The following is a 23,368-nucleotide window of genomic DNA, read 5'->3' on the forward strand; positions in this document are numbered from 1 at the left end:
TTGCGCTCTTCAGGCGTCCGCGGAATCGGCAAATACTCCGCGCGACGTCGCGATTCTCTGATCTGGGTGAAACACCGCTTCGATGGGGTAGTCCAAAATCTTATGACATGCTCCACAGGGGAGGTATCGACGTGAAGAACAAAGCTCTGGTGGCCGCGCTGTGTCTCTTGGCGACGACGGCATGCTCGACCCAGGGTCAGGTCGATCCCGATGTCATGCAGATCGCGACCAGGCCGTTGACGTGTTCGAACAAGGCCGAATGCGACCTCTGGTGGCAACGGGCGCAAACGTGGGTCGCGAGTCATTCGAAGTACAAGATCGAGACCGCTAACGACTCGCTGATCCAGACCGCCGGCCCGGACGGCGGCAAGCGCGCGCTCGCGTTTGAGATCACGCGCGCCGCAGGTCCCGATGGCACCACCACGATCGGCTTTTCGGCGCATTGCGACAGCTCGCTCGGCTGCAAGCCGAATCCGTGGGAAGCCGGTGCGGATTTCAAGCAGTATGTGAGAGGCACCACGGGCACAGCCGCCAGCGCGCCGCAAGGCAGCGCGACGCCATCGCAGAACGCGCCCGATGCGACGCATCCGGAGACGACGCCCCGTAACACGACCAGGCTGCCGAATGGCGAGGCGATGTCGCAATAGATCGAGCGGTGGCCGCAGCGGCGATGCGTTCGCCGCTGCCACGCGTTTGCTTCAGTGTCCTAATGAAGGCCCGGTGCCTTTGCGCGGCTTCGTGATCCACACGAGCACCGCCAGCACGATAAACGCCGCGCCCGAGATGCGGAAGAAGTCGTTGGTGGCCATCATGTACGCCTGACTCGTCACCACCTGGTTCAGCTGCGCGGTCAGGCTGTCGCCGGAGAGCCCGACGCCCGCCAGCGCATTCGTATAGGCGTTGGTGTTCGCCGAATACGTGCTGACCGTATCTGCAAGCATCGCGTGGTGATAGATCGTGTCGTTTTCCCAGAACGTCGTGCTGATCGCGGTGCCGATCGCGCCCGACAACGTGCGGAAAAAATTCGACAAACCCGACGCGCTTGCAAGACGCTCGTCGGACACGCTCGACAGCGTGATCGTCGTCATCGGCACGAAGAAGCAGGCGACACCGATCCCCTGCACGAGCCGCGGCAGGATCACGTGGCCGAACGGCACGTCGAGCGTGAACGTCGAGTTCCAGAACGATACGATCGCGAACACGATGAACGCGAAGCTCGCGACCATGCGCAGATTCAGCCGATGCATGTTCTTGCCGATCATCGGCGACAGAAACAGCGCGAGCAATCCGACCGGTGCCGTGGCGAGACCCGCGAGGCCGGCCGTATAGCCCATCACCGTTTGCAGCCATAGCGGGAAGATCACCACCGAGCCGAAGAACGCCATGAAGCCGAACGAGACGATCACGACGCCGAGCGCGAAGTTGCGATCCTTGAACAGCGACAGGTCGACGATCGGCTCCTTCTCGGTCAACTCCCACACGAGCAGGAACGCGATCGACACGAGCGCGATCACGGCGAGCGCCACGATGAACGTCGAGTTGAACCAGTCGCGGTCCTTGCCGAGGTCGAGCATCATCTGCAGACACGACACGCCGGTCACGAGCAGCACGAGGCCCACCGCGTCGATGCGCTGGCGCGTCGTCTGCGTCTCGCGGCCACGCAGCAGCAGATACGCGCAGAACGCCGAGAACAGGCCGATCGGCACGTTGATGTAGAAGATCCACGGCCACGTGAAGTTATCGGTGATGTAGCCGCCCATCACCGGGCCGAAGATCGGCGCGCAGATCACGGTCATCGCCCATAAGCCGAGCGCGAGTCCACGTTTGGCGGGCGGGTAGGAGCGCATCAGGATCGTCTGCGACAGCGGCACCATCGGCCCGGACACGAGCCCTTGCACGAGCCGGAATGCGATCAGCGATTCGAAGTTGTGCGCGAAACCGCAGGCCGCCGACGCGATCGTGAACAGCAGCACGGACAGCGTGAAGAGTCGTACCTCGCCGACGCGTCGCGCGAGCCAGCCGGTCAGCGGCACAGCGATCGCCGAGGCGACCGAGTACGACGAGATCACCCAGGTGCCCTGGCTTGCGGCGACGCCGAGGCTGCCGGAAATGGTCGGCACCGCGACGTTCGCGATCGAGGTGTCGAGCACCTCCATGAAGGTGCCGAGCGCAAGGCCGACGGTCAGCAGCGCGAGCGTGCCGCCCTGGAGCGGGGCGAGTTCTGCTGCGGGCAGCGTGGCGTTGGAAGCCGTGGCATCCATAGGTTTGTTCTCCTCAGGCGGCGAAAGCTTGTCGCGGCAGCCTTATCGGGTGTTTCAGATACGATGCTTGCATGCCGCATCACCCTCTGCCCAGACAGATATCTGATGACAATGACGCCTTGGAAACGCGCCTCGTGATTGTCCTGCTAGTACTTCGTGATGACGCGCCGCCGCCATCCGACGACGACCGTTGTTTGACGCATGCTTCGGCTCATCCCGGCGGCTCGTCCGGCGGTGGCGCCGGTCCGCAACCCACGTCGGCGTCTCCCTCGGGACCGTTTGCGATGAAACGGGCGAGCAGGTGAATCAGCGTCGCGTGCTCCTCGGCGGTAAAGCCGCGCAACTGGTCGTTCAGCACAGTTGCGCCGAGGTTCGGCAACTGGCGCGCGGCCTCGTGGCCCTGCTGCGTCAGCTCAAGTTTCACCATGCGTCGGTCGTCGCTGCTGCGGGTGCGCACGACGAAGCCCTTCTTTTCCAGTCGGTCGAGCAGACGCGTCATCGAGCCGCTGTCGTACGACATCGCGCGCGACAGCTCGAATGGCGTGCTCGCGCGCCGCGACGACAGCATCAGAATCACGCCGATCTGCTGCGCGGTGAGCCCGAGCGGCTTGACCGCACGGTCCGTGCGCTCGACCAGCACGTTGCGCGCTTTCGTCAGGTAGTAGCCGAGACTGCTCGTGAGCTCGACCTCGTCCGCTTTGTAGGGGCCATCAGTCATGGGGTATCCGCAACATCCAGGCAAGACGAAGTTTAGCTGCCTAAGCAGACAAGTCAAATCGCATTTTGCGGTGCGCAACGAGGCCAACCGAAATACAACAGTCGAATCAATGGCGCCGCACAGTATCTTGAAATTTGATTGCATAGTCAATATTATGACAAGCAATGAGTTTCGCGCGTCCTGCGCCATTCGAGACCATGTTCTGACCGATCGACCGCACGCCGCCCGCCTCGCGACGCGCGCCAAAGGATTTCCCCGATGCTGTACCTCAAAAACACGCTTGGCGGCCTCAGCCGCTCACTCACCGATTCCGCACTCCATACCTTCCAGGGCCGACACCGCTGGTGGAAGCTCGCGCTGTTTGCGGGACTGTTCGTGCTGCCGGGTGGGTCGGTGGGTGTCGCGTTGCTCGCGTGGGCCGAGCATCGAAGGGGCACGAAGCGGGCGAGCAAAGGCAGCGTTGTGGGCGCGGAATCCAGCGAGATCGTGCTGCCGAAGGAAAGCTTCGTGATAAAGGCGGGAAACGTCGTCCCCGCGACGGCCAACAGCGGTAACGCTTGCCTCGCGCCTGGCGGTGCGTCGTGCCGGGCCTCCGCTGGCAAGCTCGTGTGTCAGCGTCAACGCCAGCAGACCCAATCCACGGAATCGCGGCTCTGAAGGTGCACCGATTCGCAGCGCGCTTTTCGGCACAGTTTCGCTTCGTCTAGCCATCTGAACCACCGCGAACCCGCAGCCCCTCGCGCCGCCGGTAACAACGCGTAACCAGCGCGTCACCGCAAGTAACACACCTGCGGACCGCCTCGCATTAACCTTTCGGCTTTCAGTTTCCCGCGCTCGCGCGGGCTCATACGCTAACATTCCGGCAGACCACGATCTCGCCCGGCCGGTGGCGCCATTCCCGGCCGTATTGCGGCGTCCAGAAGGAATTCATTGCATGCAGTCTGATCGAATGTCGCGGGCGCTTGCGCCGCGCGTCCTGTCCCTTGCCGTGAGCGCGGCCTGCGCGACGCTCCTGGCCGCCTGCGCGGTCGGTCCGAACTATCAGCGGCCGGCCACCGAGATCCCCGCGTCGTTCAAGGAAGCCGCGCCCGGCTGGAAAGTCGCCGAACCCGCCGATCAACACGACCGCGGCGACTGGTGGGCGATCTACGAAGACCCGAAGCTCAACGAACTCGAAGCCAAGCTCAACACCGCGAACCAGACCATCGCGCAATTCGCCGCGAGCTACCGGCAGGCGCGCGCGCTCGTCGGCGAAGCGCGGGCAGCGTACTTCCCGACGATCGGTGCGTCGGCGGGCGCGACGCGCTCGGGCAACGGCACGCAAACCAGTGGCAATGCGACTACGGCGACCAGTCGCGAGGGCATCACCAACAGCTTCAACGTGCAGATGACGGCGAGCTGGGAGCCCGACCTGTGGGGCTCGGTCACGCGCTCGGTCAACGCGCAGAAAGCCGGCCAGCAGGGCGCGGCCGCCGACCTCGCGAACGCGCGCCTGTCCGCCCAGGCCACGCTCGCGCAGACCTACTTCCTGCTGCGCGCGCTCGACTCCACGCAGAAGCTGCTCGACGACACCGTGATCGCCTATCAGCGCTCGCTGCAACTCACGCAGAATCAGTACGCGGCCGGCGTCGCCGCGCGCTCGGACGTGATCCAGGCGCAAACGCAGCTGCAATCGGCGCAGGCCGCCGCGATCGACAACGGCATCCAGCGCGCGCAGGACGAGCACGCGATCGCGGTGCTGGTCGGCGTGCCCGCGTCGATGTTCTCCCTGCCGCCGATGCCGCTCACCGCGACGCCGCCCGCCGTGCCTGCGCAGATGCCCTCCGCGCTGCTCGAACGCAGGCCGGATATCGCATCGGCGGAACGCAAGGCCGCGGCGGCGAACGAGCAGATCGGCGTGGCGATCGCCGCCTTCTTCCCGTCGCTGACGCTGTCGGCGACCGGCGGCTTCGAGAACTCGGTGTTCTCGCAATTGTTGACGTTGCCGTCGCGCTTCTGGACGCTCGGCCCGCAACTGGCCGGGACGATCTTCGACGCCGGCCTGCGCAAAGCGCAAACCGAGGCCGCGCGTGCCACCTATGACGCGGATGTCGCGACCTATCGGCAGACGGTGCTCGCCGCGTTCCAGGACGTCGAGGACAACCTCGCGTCGCTGCGCATCCTCGAACAGGAAATCGTCGTGCAGCGGCAGGCGGTCGACTCGGCGCGCCAGGCGCTCGCCATCGTGACGAACGAGTACAAGGCGGGTACGGTCGGCTTCGTCAATGTGCTGACCGCGCAGACCACGGCTTTCACGGCCGAACAGAAGCTCGAGAATATCGCCGGGCAGCGGATGGTGTCGTCGGTGGGGCTCGTGAAGGCGCTCGGCGGCGGCTGGGACGCGTCGCAGATGAATCGCGAGACCGGCGATGTCGCGGCGCCCGCGCCGCTGCCGGCATCGGCGCCGAGAGCTGCGGCCACGTCAGTCGGCGCGCCGTCCATCGCACAGAGCACCGCGTCGGGCACAGACGCGCCGCAAGCGCGGGTGCAGAGCAAATAATGTCCGCTGCGCTCGCCGCGCAGCAACGCCACAAAACAGAAGAGGCATGGCCGCAACTCGCGGCCATGCCTCTTTTTTCATCGCGCCACGCGCGCGAAACACGCGCCTCGGCACACATCAGCGCACGTCAGCCCCAACTCAGTGCACGAACGTCAGCGCCACCGTATCCGGCCCGCTAGGCCGGCCAAGCAGATTCAGCAGGCCGGCGAGGTTATCGTGCTGTTCCGGCGCGGCGCTCGCCGTGCCATGAAACGACGTCGATGCGGCCGACACCGTGCCGCTGCCGGTCAGCGTCAACGGACCCTTGATCGTGCTCAGATCGAGCGCCGACGACGTGCCCTGCGCCTGAAACCTGACCCGGTACGACCCGAGCGGCTTCACGAGCGACACCCGGGAGCTGACGTCGTCGAGCATCATCGTCAGCTGGCCGAACGCTTCGCCGTTGAAACTGCGCCACTCGGACCACGACAGCTGCACGTTGCCCTGCAGATCGAGCGTGTTGAATGGCGCGCCAAGCCCCGCGAGCAGCGACGCCGGCACCGTGAGCACGCCCGGCGTGACGGTTGCGCCGCGCGGCGTCGCTTCGACCGTGACCGGGTCGGGCATCGCCTCGCTATGGCGCATGACCATGCGCACGCGTCCGGTGAAAAGCGGCCAGAACGCCGTGCGCCATTCGATCCGACCAGGCAGCAGCGTCGCCGCGCTCATATCGGCGCCGGCGGCCAGCATCAGGGTCGCCGAGCCGTGCCACAGCGAGCCCTCGGCGTCGACGAGATTGACGTGCCCGTGCGTTTGCCGCGCGAACTGCGGCGTAATCCAGGCGGCCGGCAGTAACGCGAGCGTCACGACCGCCACCGACAAAACGGCGACCACCAGCCACGGCAGCGCCGCACGCAGGCGCCACATCCAGTAATTCATGCGAGATCCTGTAGCGAGCGGCGCGTGGTTATTTCGCGGTCGACGGTTGCAGCGCGACCGTCAGATCGACCTGGCCGTCGTCTTTCAACGCGGTGATGTGCGCCTCGGAGACCTGCACCTTGAACTGCTTGCGCACGTCATCGACCCACGCGGTCCAGGCCGGAAACGCCACGTTTTTCATTTGCACCTGCACCGCGTTGCCGACGAACTGCACCTGCGTCGCGGCGAGGCCATGTTCGCCGAGCGATGCGGAAAGCGCGTCCTTCAGCGCCGCGCCGGTCGGCGCGACACCTTGCGCGGCCGCCGACAGCGAGCGCGCCTCGTTCGACTGCGCGGTCATCTGCGCAAGCTGCCGCTGCAGGCTGGGCAGCGATTCACGCAGGTGCGCGCGGCCTTCCTGCGCGGGCGCCCACAGCACCGACCACGCAATCGCCACGGCGAGCGCGGCGCCGCCCCACGTCAGCAGCGCCTTTTCACGATCGGTGCGCTGGTCCCAGAAGCCAGCCCATGTTTGAGCGAGTTCAGCTTTCATTGTCCGTTCCTGATGGTCCACTTGCCGGTACTGCTGTCGATCGCGCCGGTAAGGCCGTTGCGCGCGAGGCGCTTGGCGAAGTCGGGGTCGACCTTGACCGCGGGTTTGAAGGTCACGTCGAGGCGGTGCTCGTGATAGTCGAGCGCGGCAATGCCGTTGACCGGCAGCGGCGACAGCGAGCGCGCGAGGCCGTCGGCGAGCGACAGGAAATCCTCCGGCGACAGCTCGCCCGCCGCCACGCGCAGCTGTTGCACCTGACGCGCCATCTGATCGGGCGCGTCGAGTACGACGGTCGTCTTCGGAAACGTATTGAGCAGCAGCTCCGTCATCTGCGTGTTGATCGCGTCACGCTGACGCGCAAGCATCAGCCACTGCACGTTCGCGCCGATGATCGCGACGACGAGCGCGCCGACCGCGAGCACGATCGGCAGACGCAGACGCCGCAGCGTCGCGCGATCGAGGCGCCACGGCTGCAACGCGAATTCGAACTGGCACAGGTCGAAGCGGCATTCGAGCGCGCGTCGCGCGAGCTGCTCGAACGGCAGCGGACTCGCGCCGTGAATGTGCGAGGCGAGCCGCGCGGGACTCGTCGTGGATTGGTTCGGCTCGTTGCCGGGCACCTCGGTCAGCATGTACAGCGACACCGGCGCCGCACCCGCTAGCGCGGACAGCGTCGCGTTCACCGCATCGGCCGGCGCCGCGAAACCCTCGCCCTGGACACCGCGTGCAATCGCCAGTTCGACGCGCGGCACGCCGCTGTCGAGCGCGCCCTCGACGAGCAGCGCGGGTGCGGTCTGCACGACCGCACCGAGCACCGCGGCCACCATCGGCACGATGGACGGCGCTTCGGGCGCGACCACCGGCGCGATGCCCGGTAGCGACGTCGCGACGCTCGCCGCGCCGGCCATCGCCGGCTCGCGCACTTCGGCTGTTTCATCGTCGTTCGCGGCAACTTCGGTCACCGGCGCCAGCGGCAGGCAACGCGTGACCGGCACCGCGCGCAGACTGCGATGACCGGCCGTCGTGAACGCCTCATAGATGAAACGGAACCAGCCGCGATCAATGATCGCGAGCAGGTGCCGACCTTCACCAAGCCCCTGCGGATCGACCGCGATATGGCAGGTCTGCGGGTCCTGGATCAGTTGATCCTCGACGATATTGGGCAGCGCCTGGCGCAGCTTCGGGCCACGCAGCGGCGGCAGCGTCGCGGGCATCAGCAGCAGGTCGCGCGCGGCGAGCATCAGCACCGTCGTGCCGGCGCGTGGCAGCAGCGCGAGCGCCGAGCGGCCGGCGCGCTGCGTGCGCCCCGTCTTGTCGAGCAGCACGAACGGCAGCTCGGGCAGTTGCCATTCCTGCGAGGGCACCGCCGGATCACGCGGTGGCAATAGGACGATCAGCGTGCTCAAAGGCCACTCTCTCTATGGATTGCGTTGTTCACAGTTGGTCTTGTACCCGCACGATACGCGTGGTGTGAGTCAATGGATCGCGATAGACGAGCGTCGTGCGATCCACTTCGGCGCGCTCGTGCTGCACACTGCCGTGGACTAAAAAGTAGCTCGAATTGACGTCGAACTGATTCGGATCGATCGACACCGATTGCACACCGGCGGCGGTCAGCGCGAGCTGGACGTCGCCGACGTTGCGGAAAAACACGGTCTGGCGCCGCGCGACGAGTGCTTGCGCCTGCGACACGGTCATGCCCGGCACCATCGCCGCGATCACTTCGGCCGACGCGGTGTTCATGTTGATCGCGGTGGTCGTAGGCAGCACGGTGACGAACGGCCGCAGCTTCGCGACGATCTCCGGCGTGTAGCCCGGAATGTCGAGCAGCGAATCGACGCTCGTCATCAGCAGCGGCGCGACCGCCACGTTGTCGTCACCGTCCTCGATGCCGGGCTGGTTCGTGAAGTTGCCGCCCGTCATACCGCCGCCGCCGCCCACCTGCGGCGTGCTGCTGATCGACGTGCCGGTCTGAAAGCGCGTCGCCGATTGCGACAGCCCCGCGCGCACGTGCAGCGCGGTCACTTTGGCGAGCTGCCCGCTCAGGCCGAGCGACACCAGCAGGCGCTGATACGCGGCCATCTGCTCGGCGCTGATTTGCGTCACGCCGGGCGCCGGACTTGCGACCAGATTGCGCAGATTGAATCGGGACTGCGCGTCCTCGATCGAGCCCGACAGGTAGGTGGCCGCGCCTTGCTCAGCGCGTACCTCGCCAATCTGGCCGAGAAAATCCGACAGCCGGGTTTTCGCGATCGGCACGCCCCACACGCCGCCCAGATACGTGATGCCAGCCGACGTATCGCCTTCGGAGCGCAGAATCAGCCGGGTCCAGTCGAGCGCGCCGCGCGCGACCCATTGCGCCTGCGACAACAGCCGCTGATTCTCGATGCGCCGGATTTGCACCTGCTGGCGCCACAACATGCCGGACACGAGGATCGCCGACAGCGCGACGACGAGCAGCGCGCTGATGATGGCCACACCGCGCTCGCGCGCGCCGGCCACGCGCGAACCGGATGCCGACTTTTTCGACGACGACGAGGAGAACGTCATGTCATTCTCCGACCAGAAAAACGCGCGTGACCGGCCGCGCGAGCGATGTTGCGCCGATGCTGACCTCGAGCCCCGTCACCGAGCGTGGCATCGGCGCGTTGCCGAGCTGCGGCACCTTCAGGTTGTTGACGGCCTCGGTCATCGCGGTCTGTACGTCGTTCATCCGTATGGTCCAGCCGAGCTTCGGCACGTACATGCGCGCCGAGATCGAGCCCACGCCACCCATCAGCGGCACCGCGCTCCAGCCTTCGTCGCTGCCGTGCAACGCGCGCCGCAATTCGCCGACGTTGCCGAGTGGCGGCGACGCGTAGCGCACCACGCGGCCGTTCGAGATCTGATAGCGCACCACCTGCAGACGCGGCGCGGTGGCCGGCAGCATCATGTGCCGCACGATCTGCAGCGCGTTGCCGGACACCGAGACCGCGGCCTGGCCCGATTCGTCATCGCTGGCGGCCTGGCGTGCGTCGATACGCATCTGGTCGAACAGCTGCGCGAACACCCGTTCGTCTTCCATCGCGTTCGTGATCGTCGTGCGGCCGCGGATGATCTGATCGAGCCCGCGCCATGACAGCACGGCGATCACCGCGAGGATCGCGATCGCGACCAGCAGTTCGATCAGCGTGAAGCCGCGCGCGCCATAACGGCGGCGGCGCTCACAGCGAGCGGTTGTTTTCATTCGCGACCACCGTGACCATCTGCGCGAGATTGCCGGACTGCCCAGGCATCGTCACCATCACTTCGACACGGCGAAACACCGGATTCGGCGTCGCCGTCACATGCTCGGTACAGCGCAGTTGCAGATTGCCTTGCGAGCAATCGAAGCTCGTTGAGCCGATGTTGGGCCATGCATGCTTCAGATGAAGGTCCGCGAGCGCGTTGTCCGCGCTCCAGCCGGCGAGCAGACGCCGGTGCAGCTCGGCTTCGCCGCTCGCGAGACTGCCGACCGCGCGCAGCGACGCGGCAAGCGCGACCGCGATGATGGCGAGCGCGACCAGCACCTCGATCATCGTGAAGCCACGCTCCTCGCGGCACCCGACATCGCGCATCGTGAAGAGGGAAGGGGCACGGACCGACCTGCCATAGCGAAGCATCCGCATCTCAGCGCACCTCGTAGCGGCCATTGCCGGTACCGACGATCGTCGCCTGGCCGGCCGCCGAAAACAGCGTGACCTGCACCGGCACGTCGATCGCCTCGGTACCGAACACGATGCGATCGGCGTGCGAATCCGAGCCCGGGTAACTGATCGCGACACTGGTCACGCCGCCTTCCCACTGACGCGGTCCGAGCAGATCGTCGCGCAGCGGACGCCAGCCGTCCTGGGTGCGCTGATCGAAACGGAAGCCGCCCTCGAACGGCTGCCACGCGATCGGCCGCGCGCGCACCTGCGCTTCATCGCCAGCCGATTCGAACAGCAGCGCGAGACGCTGCGCTTCCTCGTTCAGATCGGTGCGCGGATTGCGGGTCATCGTGACCGCGGTCAGCGACACGAGCAGGCCCGCGATCACGAGCACGACCATCATTTCGAGCAGCGTGAAGCCTGCCGCGCGGCGGCGGCGCAGGCGGGAGCGCGGCCGCGAAGCGGTACACGGAGTGTCCACACGGGACTTGCAAGCGGACGTGCGCATAGTGCCGGCCATCGACGATCAACGGAAATTCATACAGCAATGCATCGGTGAAGCACGCACGCTTGCACGCGCCGCGAACATAACGGCGTGGCGGGCAGGGCGCCTGGCGAAACAAGCGGCCGAACCGGTGGCAAGGAGGGCGCGTGCATGAACATCATCGAGTCTGCCGGGATGCCACGTTCAGCCTGTTCATTGCCAGGACCCGACGTCGGCGTCGTTGCCTTCGCCGCCCGGTTTGCCATCGGCGCCGTAGCTGAACACATCGACCTCGCCGTGCACGCCGGGATTCAGGTACTGGTACGCATTGCCCCACGGATCGTTCGGCAGACGCTCGAGATAGCCGCCTTCCTTCCAGTTGTTCGGCACCGGGTCGGTGGACGGCTTTTCGATCAGTGCGTGCAGGCCTTGCTCCTGGGTCGGATAGCGGCCGTTGTCGAGGCGATAGAGCTTCAACGCCTGCATCACGGTGCCGATGTCCTGCTTCGCGGCAACGCGCCGCGCTTCGTCCGGACGGCTCATGATCTTCGGCACGATCAGCGCGGCGAGAATGCCGAGAATGGCGATCACGACCATGATTTCGATCAGCGTGAAACCGCGTTGACGACGGCCGCGCGAACCCGCGTTGTCAGCGCGGCGAATGGTCGACAGTTGCATAGGTTGCTACCTCTTTTCAGGTGAAATTTTCGGCCCGGCTTATCAGATTGAACCGCCGGGCCGTCATTTTAATGTCATGCAGTTGAAGGGCTTCAACCCACCGCAATTTTCACAATAGTCCGTACAATGTGCGCATGAACGCCATCCAAATCCGCCTCCTGTCGCTCGCGCTGTTCGCCGCTTTCTGCGCGACGCTGACCTACTGGGTCATCACGCTCATCACGATGGCCGGCGCGCCGTTGCCGGCTGCGGCGGCGCATGCGCAGGTCTCGACCGATCAGGCCGCGACGCTGTTCGGCGGACAGCTCACGCGCAACGTCAATCAGGACATCCATCTCTTCGGCATCCTCGCGTTGAGCGAAGGCGCCGCGGCGATCGTCAGCGTCGGTGGCGAACCGCCGCGCGCGGTGTCGCTCGGCAGCGCGCTGATGCAAGGCACCAGGCTCTCCGAAGTCCGCGCCCGCTCGATCATCATCGACCGCAATGGCGCCCACTCGGAAATCTTCCTCCCCGCCTACTCCAGCGGTCCCACCATTTACGTGCGCTGAAACCCGAAGCGGTTGCGCGGCTGATACCGCATGCCGCGCAAATCCTTTCTCTTCCTTCCTCGCGCTACGACTACTACTGCACGAGGTTGTTCAGTTCGATGATCGGCAGCATCACCGCGAGCACGATCACCAGCACCACGCCCCCCATCGCCAGGATCAGCAGCGGCTCCAGCAGGCTCGTCAGGAACATCGTGCGACGCTCCAGCTCGCCCGCTTCGCCATCGGCCGCGCGATCGAGCATCGTCGTCACGTCGCCGGTCGCTTCGCCCGAGCGGATCAGGTGCACGAGCACCGGCGGGAACGTCTTCGTGTTGCCGAGCGCGCGCGACAGCGACGTACCTTCGCGCACTCGCACGATCGCGTCGTCGATGTTCTCGCGCATCGCATTGTTGCTGAGCGTTTCGGCCGCGGCTTGCAGCGCGCGCAGAATCGGCACGCCCGCCGCGGTCAGAATGCCGAGCGTGCTGGCGAAGCGGACCGTGTTATAGCCGCGCACGAGCTTGCCGATCAGCGGCGCGGTCAGCAGCCAGCGGTCGAAGGCGAGCCGTGGGCCCGGTTGCCTGAGGGTCGCGCGCACCAGATAGACGACCACGATCGCGCCGATCAGCATCGCCCACCACCAGTGCCGCACGAAGCCGGACAGCGCCATCATCACGATCGTCAGAAACGGCAGTTGCTGCTTGGTGCTCGCGAACACGTTGACGACCTGCGGCACCACATAGCTGAGCAGGAACGTGACGATGCCGAACGCGATGATCGTGACGATCGTCGGATACGTGAACGCCAACACGATCTTCTGCTTCAGTGCATTGCGCTGCTCGATGTAGTCGGCGAGCCGCGACAGCACCAGGCCGAGCTTGCCCGTGTGTTCGCCGGCCGCGACGAGCGCCCGGTAGATCTCGGGGAAGTCCTTCGGATGCTGCTGCAGCGCATTCGCGAGCGAATGACCGCCGAGCACTTCGGCGCGAATCGCCGCCATCAGCTCGCGGATGTAGTCGCGCTCCGACTGCTCGGTGAGCACCGCGAGCGCTTCGTCGAGCGGCAGACCCGCGATCAGCAGACTCGCGAGCTGCCGCGTCAGAATGGCCTGCTCGCGCTGCGACAGACGACGCCCGAGCGCAAGCCGCTGATTGCGCTCGCCGCGGGTGCGCGACGCCGCCGGTTCGACGACGAGCGGGGTGAGTCCCTGCGAGCGCAGGTTGGTGCGCGCGCCGCGTGCACTGTCGGCGTCGAGCACGCCTTTTTGTGCCTTGCCCGCCGCGTCGATCGCTTCGAAACGGAATGCCGGCATGCGCTTATGCTCCGCCCGTCACGCGAATCACTTCTTCGAGCGACGTCAGTCCCGATGCGAGCCAGCGCTCCGAATCCTCGCGCAGCGTGCGCATGCCGTGCGCGCGGCCCGCTTCGAGAATTTCGGCGTCCGCCGCGTTGCGGTGGATCAGCGCACGGATCGTCTCATCGATCAGCAGCAGCTCGTAGACGCCGCGCCGTCCCGCGTAACCGGATTGGCCACAACGGTCGCAGCCGACCGGATGCCAGCGCTTGCTGCCGTCCTCTTCCGTGCGCTCTTCGCGACACACCGGGCACAGCCGCCGCACGAGCCGCTGCGCGAGCACGCCGAGCAGCGACGAAGCGAGCAGATACGGCTCGACGCCCATGTCGGTCAGACGCGTGACCGCGGATGCCGCGTCGTTCGTGTGCAGCGTCGCGAGCACCAGGTGGCCGGTCAGCGACGCCTGCACCGCGATCTGCGCGGTTTCGAGGTCGCGGATTTCACCGATCATGATGATGTCCGGATCCTGACGCAGAATCGAGCGCAACGCGCGCGCAAAGCTCATGCCGATCCGCTCGTTGACCTGGGTCTGGCCGATGCCGGACAGGTCGTATTCGATCGGGTCTTCCACCGTCATGATGTTGGTGGTCGCCGTCTCCAGTCGCGACATCGACGCATACAGCGTCGTGGTCTTGCCGGAGCCGGTCGGGCCCGTCACGAGCACGATGCCGTGCGGCTTGCCGATCAGCTTGTCGAACTTACCGAGCGTGTCGGATGCCATGCCCAGCGCTTCGAGATTCAGTCGCGCCGCGTCTTTTTCAAGCAGCCGCAGCACCGCGCGCTCGCCGTGGCCGGTGGGCAGCGTCGATACGCGCACGTCGACCGGACGACCGCCGACGCGCAGCGTAATGCGGCCGTCCTGCGGCAGACGTTTCTCCGCGATGTCGAGCTGCGCCATGATCTTGATCCGCGAGATCAGCGCGCCGTGCAGCGCTTTTTTCGGCCGCACCACGTCGCGCAGCGTGCCGTCGACGCGAAAGCGCACCACGGACGCATTCTCGAACGGCTCGATATGAATATCCGACGCTTGTTCGCGCGCCGCTTGCGTGAGCAGCGCGTTGATCATGCGGATGATCGGCGCGTCGTCTTCCGATTCGAGCAAATCCTCGACCTCGGGAATGTCCTGCATCAGACGCGACAGATCGACTTCGCCTTCCACTTCACCGACCACCTGCGCGGCGCTGCCGTCCTGGCGCGCATAGGCCTGGTTGATCGCCTGCGCGAGATCGTCGGCGGGCACGCGCACCACCGATACCGTGCCGTAGTTGCGCGCGATTTCGGCAAGCGCGGCTTCGCTCGTGCGCTCGCTGATCCAGACTTCGAGGCTATCGGCATACTGATGCGCGACCAGGATCTGGCCGCTGCGCGCGAAACCGTACGGCACGAGCCGGGCGGCGAGCGGCGAGGGCGCCGCGCGCTCGCCGGCGGCGTCGCCGTTCAACCGACCTTGCAATGGCGCGGTTTGCGCGGACGTCTGCGTCACGGACGCGCTCCCGGCGATACCGTACTCGGCACCACTCCGCTGGCCGGATCGACGACCGCCGGTTGCGGCACGGTTTGCGGCATCGATTGCGGCACAGGTTGCGTCGTGGGCTGCGCGTTGGCTTGCGGCACGGCCCGCGGCGGTACCTGTTGAGGCACCTGTTGCGGTGCCTGCTGCGGCATCATCTGCTTGCGGCGCATCTGGTTCAGATCGAACAGGTTCAGCGCCGGCACACCGCCCTGGCTCGGGCCGAGCGGCATCGGCGGCACGACCGGATCGTCGCGATCCTTCATGATGTTGTTGTCCGAACGGTACGCACCCTGCACGCCCTGGATGTAGTCGTAGCGGTTCGCCGTGACGGCCTGGGTGGTGTCGCGATCGGCGAGAATGACCGGGCGCAGGAATACCATCAGGTTAGTCTTGTCGCGCGTCTTTTGCTCGGAGCGGAACAGCTGGCCCAGCCACGGAATGTCGCCGAGCAGCGGCACCTTGCTGTTGCTGACCTGGTAGTTGTCCTGCATCAGGCCGCCGAGCACGATGATCTCGCCGGTATCGCACAGCACGGTCGACTGGATCGAACGCTTCGTGAATTCCGGGCCCGCCGGGTTCGTCGCCGCGTTGTTCGTACCGTTCACGATCGCGGAATCTTCCGTGTAGAGCTGCAGCTTCAGGATGCCGCCGTCGGTAATCTGCGGCTTCACGTGCAGCGTCAGACCGACGTCGACACGGTCGTACGTGTTGAACGCCGCGCTCGTCGTGCCGCTCGTCAGGTTCGAGTACGAACCGGTCTGGATCGGCACGTTGGTACCGACGATAATCTTCGCTTCTTCGTTGTCGAGCGTGATCAGGTTCGGCGTGGACAGCACGTTCGCGTCGGCGGTCTGCGACAGCGCCTGCAGCAGCGCGCCGAGACCCTGCACGCCGAAAATGTTGTGGATCCAGCCAACGTTCAGGCCCTGTTGCAAGTTCTGGGCGCCCAGTGCCGTAGCGAGACCGCCGGTCGAGCCGGCAGCGGCCGCGGCCGCCGTCAGGTTGATGATGCTGTTGCCCGAGCCAGTCGACAGGTTGGTACCGGCATACAGGTTACCGTTCGCGACCTGCCACTGAATCCCGAGGTTGCCGCTCGTATTCGAGTTCAGCTCGACGATCAGCGCCTCGATATACACCTGCGCGCGACGTGCATCGAGCTGGTCGATCACCGCGCGCAAGTTGCGGTACGTCGCATCGGGCGCCGTGATGATCAGCGAGTTGGTTGCGGGATCGGCCGTGATCATGCCGCCGCCCTGGTCTTCGCTCTTCTCCTTTTCTCCGCCGAGAAAGCCGCCACTATTACTATTCGAGCCCGAGGCGCCGCCGCCCATCGGCGAGTTCATCGAGCTGCCGCCGAGTCCGCCTGACGGCAACGGTGGCGTGCCCGACGTGCCCGTCGAATTGCTGGCGTTCGACAGACCGCCGCCGCCACCACCACTGCTGTTCTGGTTGAACGAGTTCGCCTCGTTCGAGCCGCCCGACGAGCCTTCGCCGCCGCCCTTGCCGAGCATGTTGCGCAGCGTGCGCGCGAGCTTCGTCGCGTCCGCGTTGCGCAGCGGCACGACGTGCATGTTGCCCGGCATCGTGGTCGGCACGTCGAGCTGTTTCGCGAGCTCCTTTGCCGCCGCGAGACGTGCGGTGTTCGACGCGCGCATCAGTAGCGAGTTGGTGCGCGGATCCGACGCGATCGACACCTTCAGCGTCGCGTCCGTACTGCCTATCGAGCCCGGATCGAGCATCTTGTTCATCTGCTGCGCGATGTCGATCGCATTCGCATTCTTCAGCGGCACGACCGCCACCGACTGGCCTGCCGCGTTATCGATGCCCGCGATGATCTGCGCGATGCGCCGCACGTTGTCGGCGTAGTCGGTGACGACGATCGTATTGTTGGCGGGGTAGGCCGCGACGGTGTTGTTCGGCGAAATCAGCGGACGCAGTACCGGCAGCAGGTTGTTGGCCGATTCGTTCCTCAGCGTGAAGACCTGCGTGACGACCTGGTCGCCGCGCGCCGTCGGTGCGTTGCCGACGTAGGTCGGCACGCCTTGCAGCTTGGCGTCGGCCTCGGGCACCACTTTCAGCACGCCGTGATCCTGCACGAGCGCGAAGCCCTGCATGCGCAGCGCGGACTCCAGGGTTTTGAGCGCCTGATCCTCGGGTACCGCGTTTTCGGACACGAGGTTCAGTTGCCCCTTCACCCGCGGATCGACGATGATCGTCTTGCCGGTCGCCGCGCCGATCGCCTTGGCGACCTGGTCGATGTCGGCGTTGACGAAGTTGAGTGTCACCTCTGCCTGTGCTGTCTGCGCGGTGATCAGTCCAGCCACCAGCAGCGCCGTTGCCACGCGACGCAAAGCCATACAATTTCTTCTCATGGAATGTGATATCGATGCCGGCAGCCTCTGCCACCGACGGTCAAGCGATGCGGACCTGGCAGCAAGCTACCGCCCGGTCGGTCTGTGAGCCGGCCCCAAAAGCGAGTTTCGCTTGGAGCTCCAGCGTCCCGACGCCCGAAAAAAACGAACAGTAACAGCTTTTCATGTCGGATTTGAAACAAAACAAGGGGCCTCATGCGAATCCTTACGGAATCGCAGGCTGGTTACTAAATTGAAAGCTAACCGGCACCGTACCTGGACGCCATTACCCGGCTTTGTACGGTCTTATGTCGGTTAGCCAACTTGACGAAGGTCGGACTGCCGGTATGATACGAGCCGTTCGACTCACTGCTATGTGTTTGCTGACGCGGGTTTTCCCCGATGCTCGACAAATGCCCGGCCAGCTTGCCGTTGCGGCCAAAATGCGGCCGGCAAACTGCCTTACCGATTCTTACCTCGGGTTTATCCTGTCCTGTTGACCGATGAAACGTCCGCTCGTCACCGTCGCCGCCACGCTCGCGCTGCTCGTCGCAGCCGGCTCCGCGCGCGCCGACTGCTTCGACGAAGCGGCGAAGTATCAGAAGGTCAACCCATTGATTTTACGGGCTATCGCGTGGCAGGAGTCGCACAACCGGCCGGATGCGCAGCACAAGAACGCGAACGGCTCGACCGACTACGGTGTGATGCAGATCAATTCGGTGCATCTGCCGGTGCTCGCCCAGTACGGGATCTCGCAGGGCACGCTGATGGAGCCGTGCAAGAACGTTTATATCGCGGCGTGGCATCTGCGCCGCCAGATGAACAAGTACGGCAATACCTGGCAGGCGGTCGGAGCATACCACTCTGAGACGCCGGCGTTGCGGGACAAATACTCGCAACAGATCGCCGCGATTCTGCGCAGATGGAAGTTGATGCCCGCGCAGTAGGCTTGTCCAGCGCTGTCGCTTGCGCAGGCTGCGCCCGTTTTAATGCACAATGCGGCTTCATGCTGCTGTCGCGCCGTCGCAGCGACGCCGACCATTTGGCCCCGCTCCCGACACGCCTTTCAATCCTCCCGTATTCCGTACCGCGATGAACCAGCCGCTATTGCCCATCACCGTGCTCTCCGGTTTTCTGGGCGCCGGCAAGACCACGCTCCTGAATCACATCCTTGCGAATCGCGCCGGTTTGCGCGTCGCCGCGATCGTCGACGATCTCGCCGCGGTCAATATCGACCCGACAGTTGTGCGCCACGCGGCCGACCTGTCGAGCGTCGACGAGCAGGTCGTTGAACTCAAGAACGGCTGTATCTGCTGCACGCTGCGCGACGAGCTGCAAAACGAAATCCGTCGCCTCGCCGGCGAAAATCGCTTCGACGCGCTCGTGATCGAATCGAGCGGCATCGCCGAGCCAATGTCGAGTGCCGAAACCATTACATTTGAGGGCCACGAAGGCGCGTCGCTCGGCGACGTCGCGCGGCTCGATACGATGGTCACGGTCGTCGATGTGTTCAACTTCCTGCGCGATTACGCGTCGGCCGACGCGCTCGCCGAACGCGGCATTACGGTCGACGAAGACGACGACCGTACGATCGTCGAATTGCTGATCGAGCAGATCGAGTTTTGTGACGTGCTCGTCGTGAACAAGATCGATCTCGTCAGCGCCGACGAACTCGCGCGATTGCAGCGCATCCTCGCACGCCTGAACCCGCGCGCGGTGCAGCTCGTGAGCCGCTTCGCCGACGTGCCGCTCGACCAGATCGTGAACACCGGACGCTTCGATTTCGACGAAGCGTCGAATGCGCCGGGCTGGCTCGCGGCACTCGAGCACGAGCACGGCGGTCAACACGGCCACATGCATCGCAGCGAAGCCGACGAATACGGCGTCGGCCATTTCGTCTATCGCGCACGCCGGCCGTTTCATCCGCAGCGGCTGTGGGAGCTGCTGCATCGGGAGTGGAAGGGCATACTGCGTAGCAAGGGATTCTTCTGGCTCGCGACGCGCAACGATATCGGCGGTTCGCTATCGCAGGCCGGTGGCGCTTGCCGGCACGGTCCGGCGGGCATGTGGTGGGCCGCGCAGGATCGCAGCGAATGGCCGGCAGGCGACGACGAGCTGGCCGCCGAAATCGCCGACGACTGGTACGGCGCGCCGGACGATCCCAGCATCGGCGATCGTCGTCAGGAGTTCGTGCTGATCGGCGTGGATATCGACCCCGCCATGTGGCGCGCGAAGTTCGACGCCTGTCTGCTCACCGACGACGAATACGCGCTCGGGGCGCAAGCCTGGCAGCAGTTCCCTGATCCGTTCCCGGCGTGGGAGTTCGACGACCACGATCACGATCATGATGATGATCGCGGCCGTCATCATCACGGGCACGGCGACGACTGAGAACATGGCGGACATGACCACGGCGAGAACGCGCATCGTCATGACTGAACGAAGCACGTCCCGCGCTTGAACCATATGCATGGACGAAAAAAAACCCGCCACTGGCGGGTTTTTCTCGCGGGTGTCAACTGCCCGGCAGGAATCTGCCTAGCGCTTGTTGACCGAGTCCTTGAACGCCTTGCCTGCCGTGAATTTGACGGTCTTGGCAGCCGGGATCTTGATAGTTTCGCCGGTCTTCGGATTACGACCCGTACGCGCTGCGCGCTTGCCCGAACCAAAGCTACCGAAGCCAATCAACTGGACCGCCTCACCCTTCGACACAGACTTCTTGATCACTTCAAGCAACGTGTCCAGCGTTTCACCGGTTTGAGCCTTGCTGGCGCCCGTCTGTCCTGCGACAGCGTCGATCAGTTCCTGTTTGTTCATTAAGGTTCCTTTCTGAGTTTAGGTTGATACGAACAGCGCGACCGCGCCGATTATACGTGCGCGCACCGCGCCGTCGAGCAGCTGCGGCCCTGATCCTGACGATCTCCCGCGCCGGACAAAACCCTGTTCGGCGGCCGTGCTGCCGCTCCCTTCGCGGCGCTTGCTATGATAGCGCAGCGCAAACCCAATCAGGATAAGGGTTTCGAGGAATTGCACGGTTTTCGGGCCGTTCTTGCAAGGAAATCGAAATTTTGCCCCTCAGCACCCCCTAAACGAGGGCTGAAACCCAGTCCTGGCGGGGGTTAGCGTTGGTTTTTGCCAACGCAGCAAAGCGTCTAAATGCGTCCTGATGGGTCTTTTACGGCGACTCGCGCGCAGCGCGCGCCGGCTCGAACCATCGAACCCGCTCTTTCGAGCGACCTTTTGAGCGAGTTTTCCCGTCGCGCATGACCGATCCGCTGATCCCCGCCGTCCTCGCTTTCCGCGACAACGGCAGCCCCTTTTCACCACACTACGACGACATCTATCACAGCGCCGTCGGCGCGCTCGAGCAGGCTCACTACGTCTTTCTGCGCGGCAACGAATTGCCCGAAAGATGGCAGAGCCGCCGTACGTTCACCGTGCTCGAAACCGGCTTTGGCATCGGCATCAACTTTCTCGTCACGTGGGCCACATGGCGCGCCGATCCGGCTCGCTGCGAGCGGCTGCATTTCGTGTCGACCGAAAAGCATCCGTTTAGCGCCGCCGATCTGCGCCGCGTTCACGCAACGACGATCTCCGATCCGCTGATCGCCGGGCTCGCGGACACGCTCGCGAACGCTTGGCCGATGCTCGTGCCCGGCACGCACCGGGTCGAATTCGAAGGCGGCCGCGTCGTGCTGACGTTGATCTTCGCCGATGCGCTCGACAGCCTGCCCACATTGCGGCTGCGTGCCGATGCGTTCTATCTGGACGGCTTTGCGCCCGCGAAAAATCCAGAGCTGTGGAGCCCGGCGATCTTCAAGGCGCTCGCGCGCGTCGCCGGCGATGACGCGACCTTCTCCACCTATAGCAGCGCGGGCGACGTCAAACGCGCATTGACGCAATGCGGCTTCGAGTATCGCAAGGTCGACGGCTTCGGCTGGAAACGCGCGATGCTGGTCGGTCGCTTCGCGCCGCGCTGGCGTGTGCGCCGTTACGAGCCGCCCGCGCCGTTCGGGCACGACGAACGACACGCGGTCGTGATCGGTGCGGGACTGGCCGGCTGCGCGGTGATCGAGCGGCTTGCGGCGCGCGGCTGGCGCGTGACTTCGCTCGAGCGGCATGCGTCGGTTGCACAAGATGCGTCTGGCAATCCAGCCGGCGTATTCCACCCAATGATTTCGCGCGACGACAGCGTCGCGTCGCGCGTCACGCGGGCGGGCTTTCTGTACGCGCTCAATCGTTGGGCCGCGCTCGAAAGTGCAGGGCATCGGCTCGCGCGCGGCGATCGCGGTCTGCTGCAGATCGCCGCGGACGACGACGAGGCGCGCGCAATCGGCGAGGCCATCGGCGCGTTCCGCTATCCGTCCGACTACGTGACGCCGGTGTGCGCGTCCGATGCCGAGCGACTCGCCGGCGTGCCGCTCGCGCGTGGCGGCTGGTTCTTTCCGCGCGGCGGCTGGATCGATCCGGCTTCGCTGTGCGCGGCGCAATTCGCATCGGCAGGCGGCTTGCTCGAACGACGCTTCGGTGTGGACGTCGCGCGGCTCGAACGTTCCGGCGATCAGTGGACCGTCTTCGATATCGCGGGAAAGGTAGTCGCGCGAGCGCCGGTCGTGATCGTCGCTGGTGCGCATGAAGCTGCGCGCATCGCTGGCTTGCGTCATGCGCCGACACGCAGCATTCGTGGTCAGTTGAGCTTGCTGCCGGCGGGTACCGTCGCGCCGCTTGCGCTGCCGGTGATCGGCGAGGGCTACGCCGTGCCGCTCGCGAACGATGTCACGCTGACAGGCGCGACCTATGAACTCGACGATCCCGACACGTCGCTGCGCGCGGACGGTCATCGCGAGAATATCGAGCGCGTCGCGCAGATGTTGCCGTCGTTCGCAAGCGCACTCGATGCCGCGCCGCTGACCTCGCTCGCCGGACGCGTTGCGTTTCGCTGCGTGAGCTCGGATCGCATGCCGATGATCGGCCAGCTCGCCGACGAAGCCGCTGCCGCCCGCGATGCTGCCCGCCTGCGCGGCGCATGGCCGCTCGATCTGCCGCGTCTCGACGGTCTGTACGGCGCATTCGCTTATGGTTCTCGCGGGCTGGTGTGGGCCGCGCTCGGCGCTGAACTGATCGCGTCGCAGATCGAAGGCGAGCCGTGGCCGCTCGAACGCGATCTCGCCGAAGACATCGACCCTGGGCGTTTTCTGCTGCGCTCCTTGCGACAGGGAACGATCGGTTAACCGGCTTCGACCATTGCGAAGTTATCTCTGCGCCCGGCACGTTAACTCCGCCCTCCCTGTAAACCAGGTTAACCAGGATTCCGGCTTATCCACTGCGACCTGTGGATAACGGCGCGGTTAACCGGCGCAAGTCGTGTGGAACCGTTGTGGACGTAAACGGGGTAACTGGGACATCGCGAAAAAGTGCGAAAAGTTGCTCGCGTATACCGGCAGCCGCCGCACATGCTGTGCATCCGGTTATGCGGGCGGGAACTCGATGATTTGTTTCGGTAAACATAGGTTATCCACAGAAACCGAGGCAGCTTGTTAACTGTTACTACGTATACATACGGTAAACCAGTAAACAGCAAGGACGGGGGCTAACGCCCCGCCTATCGGGCTAGCTGAATTTCGTTCGAGTTCGCGTAAAACGGATCGCTCGACGCGCTGCGTTAACGACAAACCCGCGCATCGAAATCACCGAAGCAGCGGCAACGCCCGGGAGCGGATTCGCCGTTCGCGACGTGGTCGAAACTGATGCGATACCTCGAAAAAAGGTCGCTTTTTCCGTTCACTGGGAAAATAACGTTCTTTTTTACCGTTTTGCCTGCGAGT

22 protein-coding genes are annotated in these 23,368 nt (G+C 65.0%); 7 read left to right on the forward strand and 15 right to left on the reverse strand.

Features of this window, described 5'->3' with window-relative positions; genetic code table 11:
• The first annotated feature begins 131 nt into the window (after positions 1 to 131).
• Positions 132 to 647 (forward strand): hypothetical protein, encoded by a 516-nt coding sequence (locus tag OKW38_RS18740; protein WP_429335538.1) that lies wholly within the window; start codon positions 132 to 134, stop codon positions 645 to 647.
• 51 nt (positions 648 to 698) lie between these two features.
• Here OKW38_RS18740 and OKW38_RS18745 read toward each other — a convergent pair whose 3' ends face one another.
• A complete protein-coding gene (locus OKW38_RS18745; protein WP_429362641.1) occupies positions 699 to 2,261 on the reverse strand; it encodes a DHA2 family efflux MFS transporter permease subunit in 1,563 nt (520 codons plus the stop codon).
• A 211-nt stretch (positions 2,262 to 2,472) separates the two neighbouring features.
• A complete protein-coding gene (locus OKW38_RS18750) occupies positions 2,473 to 2,979 on the reverse strand; it encodes a MarR family winged helix-turn-helix transcriptional regulator (protein ID WP_018418907.1) in 507 nt (168 codons plus the stop codon).
• Between the two features lie 258 nt (positions 2,980 to 3,237).
• Between OKW38_RS18750 and OKW38_RS18755 the strand changes: the two genes are divergently transcribed.
• Positions 3,238 to 3,636, forward strand: coding sequence for a hypothetical protein (locus OKW38_RS18755; protein ID WP_429362642.1), 399 nt, complete (start codon positions 3,238 to 3,240; stop codon positions 3,634 to 3,636).
• A 277-nt stretch (positions 3,637 to 3,913) separates the two neighbouring features.
• Complete coding sequence (locus OKW38_RS18760) at positions 3,914 to 5,518, forward strand: efflux transporter outer membrane subunit (RefSeq protein WP_429335536.1); 1,605 nt, start codon at positions 3,914 to 3,916, stop codon at positions 5,516 to 5,518.
• Between the two features lie 138 nt (positions 5,519 to 5,656).
• On the opposite strand, the gene OKW38_RS18765 is transcribed toward OKW38_RS18760, so the two are convergent.
• From OKW38_RS18765 to gspG, 8 genes are all read right to left on the reverse strand, one after another.
• Positions 5,657 to 6,436, reverse strand: a complete 780-nt coding sequence (locus OKW38_RS18765; RefSeq protein ID WP_429335535.1) for a type II secretion system protein N — start codon at positions 6,434 to 6,436, stop codon at positions 5,657 to 5,659.
• 28 nt (positions 6,437 to 6,464) lie between these two features.
• Positions 6,465 to 6,968 (reverse strand): type II secretion system protein M, encoded by a 504-nt coding sequence (locus tag OKW38_RS18770; RefSeq protein ID WP_090802323.1) that lies wholly within the window; start codon positions 6,966 to 6,968, stop codon positions 6,465 to 6,467.
• Positions 6,965 to 8,374, reverse strand: coding sequence for a type II secretion system protein GspL (gspL, locus tag OKW38_RS18775; RefSeq protein ID WP_429362644.1), 1,410 nt, complete (start codon positions 8,372 to 8,374; stop codon positions 6,965 to 6,967). Before gspL ends, OKW38_RS18770 begins: the two co-directional genes overlap by 4 nt.
• A 28-nt stretch (positions 8,375 to 8,402) precedes the next feature.
• On the reverse strand, positions 8,403 to 9,518 hold the full coding sequence (gene gspK, locus OKW38_RS18780) for a type II secretion system minor pseudopilin GspK (protein WP_090802326.1): 1,116 nt from the start codon (positions 9,516 to 9,518) through the stop codon (positions 8,403 to 8,405).
• 1 nt (position 9,519) lies between these two features.
• Positions 9,520 to 10,194 carry a PulJ/GspJ family protein gene (locus OKW38_RS18785; RefSeq protein WP_429362646.1) on the reverse strand — a complete coding sequence of 225 codons (675 nt, stop codon included), beginning with the start codon at positions 10,192 to 10,194 and terminating at the stop codon, positions 9,520 to 9,522.
• On the reverse strand, positions 10,172 to 10,564 hold the full coding sequence (gene gspI, locus OKW38_RS18790; protein WP_090805517.1) for a type II secretion system minor pseudopilin GspI: 393 nt from the start codon (positions 10,562 to 10,564) through the stop codon (positions 10,172 to 10,174). Before gspI ends, OKW38_RS18785 begins: the two co-directional genes overlap by 23 nt.
• A 52-nt stretch (positions 10,565 to 10,616) precedes the next feature.
• Complete coding sequence (locus OKW38_RS18795; protein ID WP_409259081.1) at positions 10,617 to 11,144, reverse strand: GspH/FimT family pseudopilin; 528 nt, start codon at positions 11,142 to 11,144, stop codon at positions 10,617 to 10,619.
• Positions 11,145 to 11,333: 189 nt separating this feature from the next.
• Positions 11,334 to 11,798: a type II secretion system major pseudopilin GspG gene (gspG, locus tag OKW38_RS18800; RefSeq protein ID WP_429362648.1), complete on the reverse strand. Its 465-nt coding sequence runs from the start codon at positions 11,796 to 11,798 to the stop codon at positions 11,334 to 11,336.
• Positions 11,799 to 11,932: 134 nt separating this feature from the next.
• Between gspG and OKW38_RS18805 the strand changes: the two genes are divergently transcribed.
• On the forward strand, positions 11,933 to 12,346 hold the full coding sequence (locus tag OKW38_RS18805; protein ID WP_429335533.1) for a hypothetical protein: 414 nt from the start codon (positions 11,933 to 11,935) through the stop codon (positions 12,344 to 12,346).
• A gap of 73 nt (positions 12,347 to 12,419) precedes the next feature.
• Here OKW38_RS18805 and gspF read toward each other — a convergent pair whose 3' ends face one another.
• From gspF to gspD, 3 genes are read right to left on the reverse strand one after another with little or no spacing between them, the layout of a single operon-like run.
• The gene (gene gspF, locus OKW38_RS18810; protein ID WP_090802334.1) at positions 12,420 to 13,637 is read right to left on the reverse strand and encodes a type II secretion system inner membrane protein GspF; all 1,218 of its coding nucleotides are present in this window, start codon (positions 13,635 to 13,637) and stop codon (positions 12,420 to 12,422) included.
• A gap of 4 nt (positions 13,638 to 13,641) precedes the next feature.
• Positions 13,642 to 15,162 (reverse strand): type II secretion system ATPase GspE, encoded by a 1,521-nt coding sequence (gene gspE, locus OKW38_RS18815; protein WP_429362650.1) that lies wholly within the window; start codon positions 15,160 to 15,162, stop codon positions 13,642 to 13,644.
• A complete protein-coding gene (gene gspD / locus OKW38_RS18820; RefSeq protein WP_429362652.1) occupies positions 15,159 to 17,549 on the reverse strand; it encodes a type II secretion system secretin GspD in 2,391 nt (796 codons plus the stop codon). The genes gspE and gspD overlap by 4 nt, the downstream gene beginning before the upstream one ends.
• Positions 17,550 to 18,046: 497 nt before the next feature.
• Between gspD and OKW38_RS18825 the strand changes: the two genes are divergently transcribed.
• Entirely contained in the window at positions 18,047 to 18,490 is a 444-nt protein-coding gene (locus OKW38_RS18825) for a lytic transglycosylase domain-containing protein (protein WP_187612245.1), read from the forward strand.
• A gap of 145 nt (positions 18,491 to 18,635) precedes the next feature.
• Positions 18,636 to 19,934 carry a GTP-binding protein gene (locus tag OKW38_RS18830; protein ID WP_429362654.1) on the forward strand — a complete coding sequence of 433 codons (1,299 nt, stop codon included), beginning with the start codon at positions 18,636 to 18,638 and terminating at the stop codon, positions 19,932 to 19,934.
• Between the two features lie 147 nt (positions 19,935 to 20,081).
• Here OKW38_RS18830 and OKW38_RS18835 read toward each other — a convergent pair whose 3' ends face one another.
• Both OKW38_RS18835 and OKW38_RS18840 read right to left on the reverse strand, forming a co-directional pair.
• Complete coding sequence (locus OKW38_RS18835; RefSeq protein WP_018418891.1) at positions 20,082 to 20,360, reverse strand: HU family DNA-binding protein; 279 nt, start codon at positions 20,358 to 20,360, stop codon at positions 20,082 to 20,084.
• Positions 20,361 to 20,378: 18 nt separating this feature from the next.
• Positions 20,379 to 20,576: a hypothetical protein gene (locus OKW38_RS18840; RefSeq protein WP_090802341.1), complete on the reverse strand. Its 198-nt coding sequence runs from the start codon at positions 20,574 to 20,576 to the stop codon at positions 20,379 to 20,381.
• A gap of 230 nt (positions 20,577 to 20,806) precedes the next feature.
• Between OKW38_RS18840 and mnmC the strand changes: the two genes are divergently transcribed.
• Positions 20,807 to 22,774 (forward strand): bifunctional tRNA (5-methylaminomethyl-2-thiouridine)(34)-methyltransferase MnmD/FAD-dependent 5-carboxymethylaminomethyl-2-thiouridine(34) oxidoreductase MnmC, encoded by a 1,968-nt coding sequence (gene mnmC, locus OKW38_RS18845; RefSeq protein ID WP_429362655.1) that lies wholly within the window; start codon positions 20,807 to 20,809, stop codon positions 22,772 to 22,774.
• Positions 22,775 to 23,368: the final 594 nt, after the last annotated feature.

This window comes from Paraburkholderia sp. MM5496-R1 (assembly GCF_050436205.1).
Taxonomy (GTDB): Bacteria; Pseudomonadota; Gammaproteobacteria; order Burkholderiales; family Burkholderiaceae; genus Paraburkholderia; species Paraburkholderia tuberum.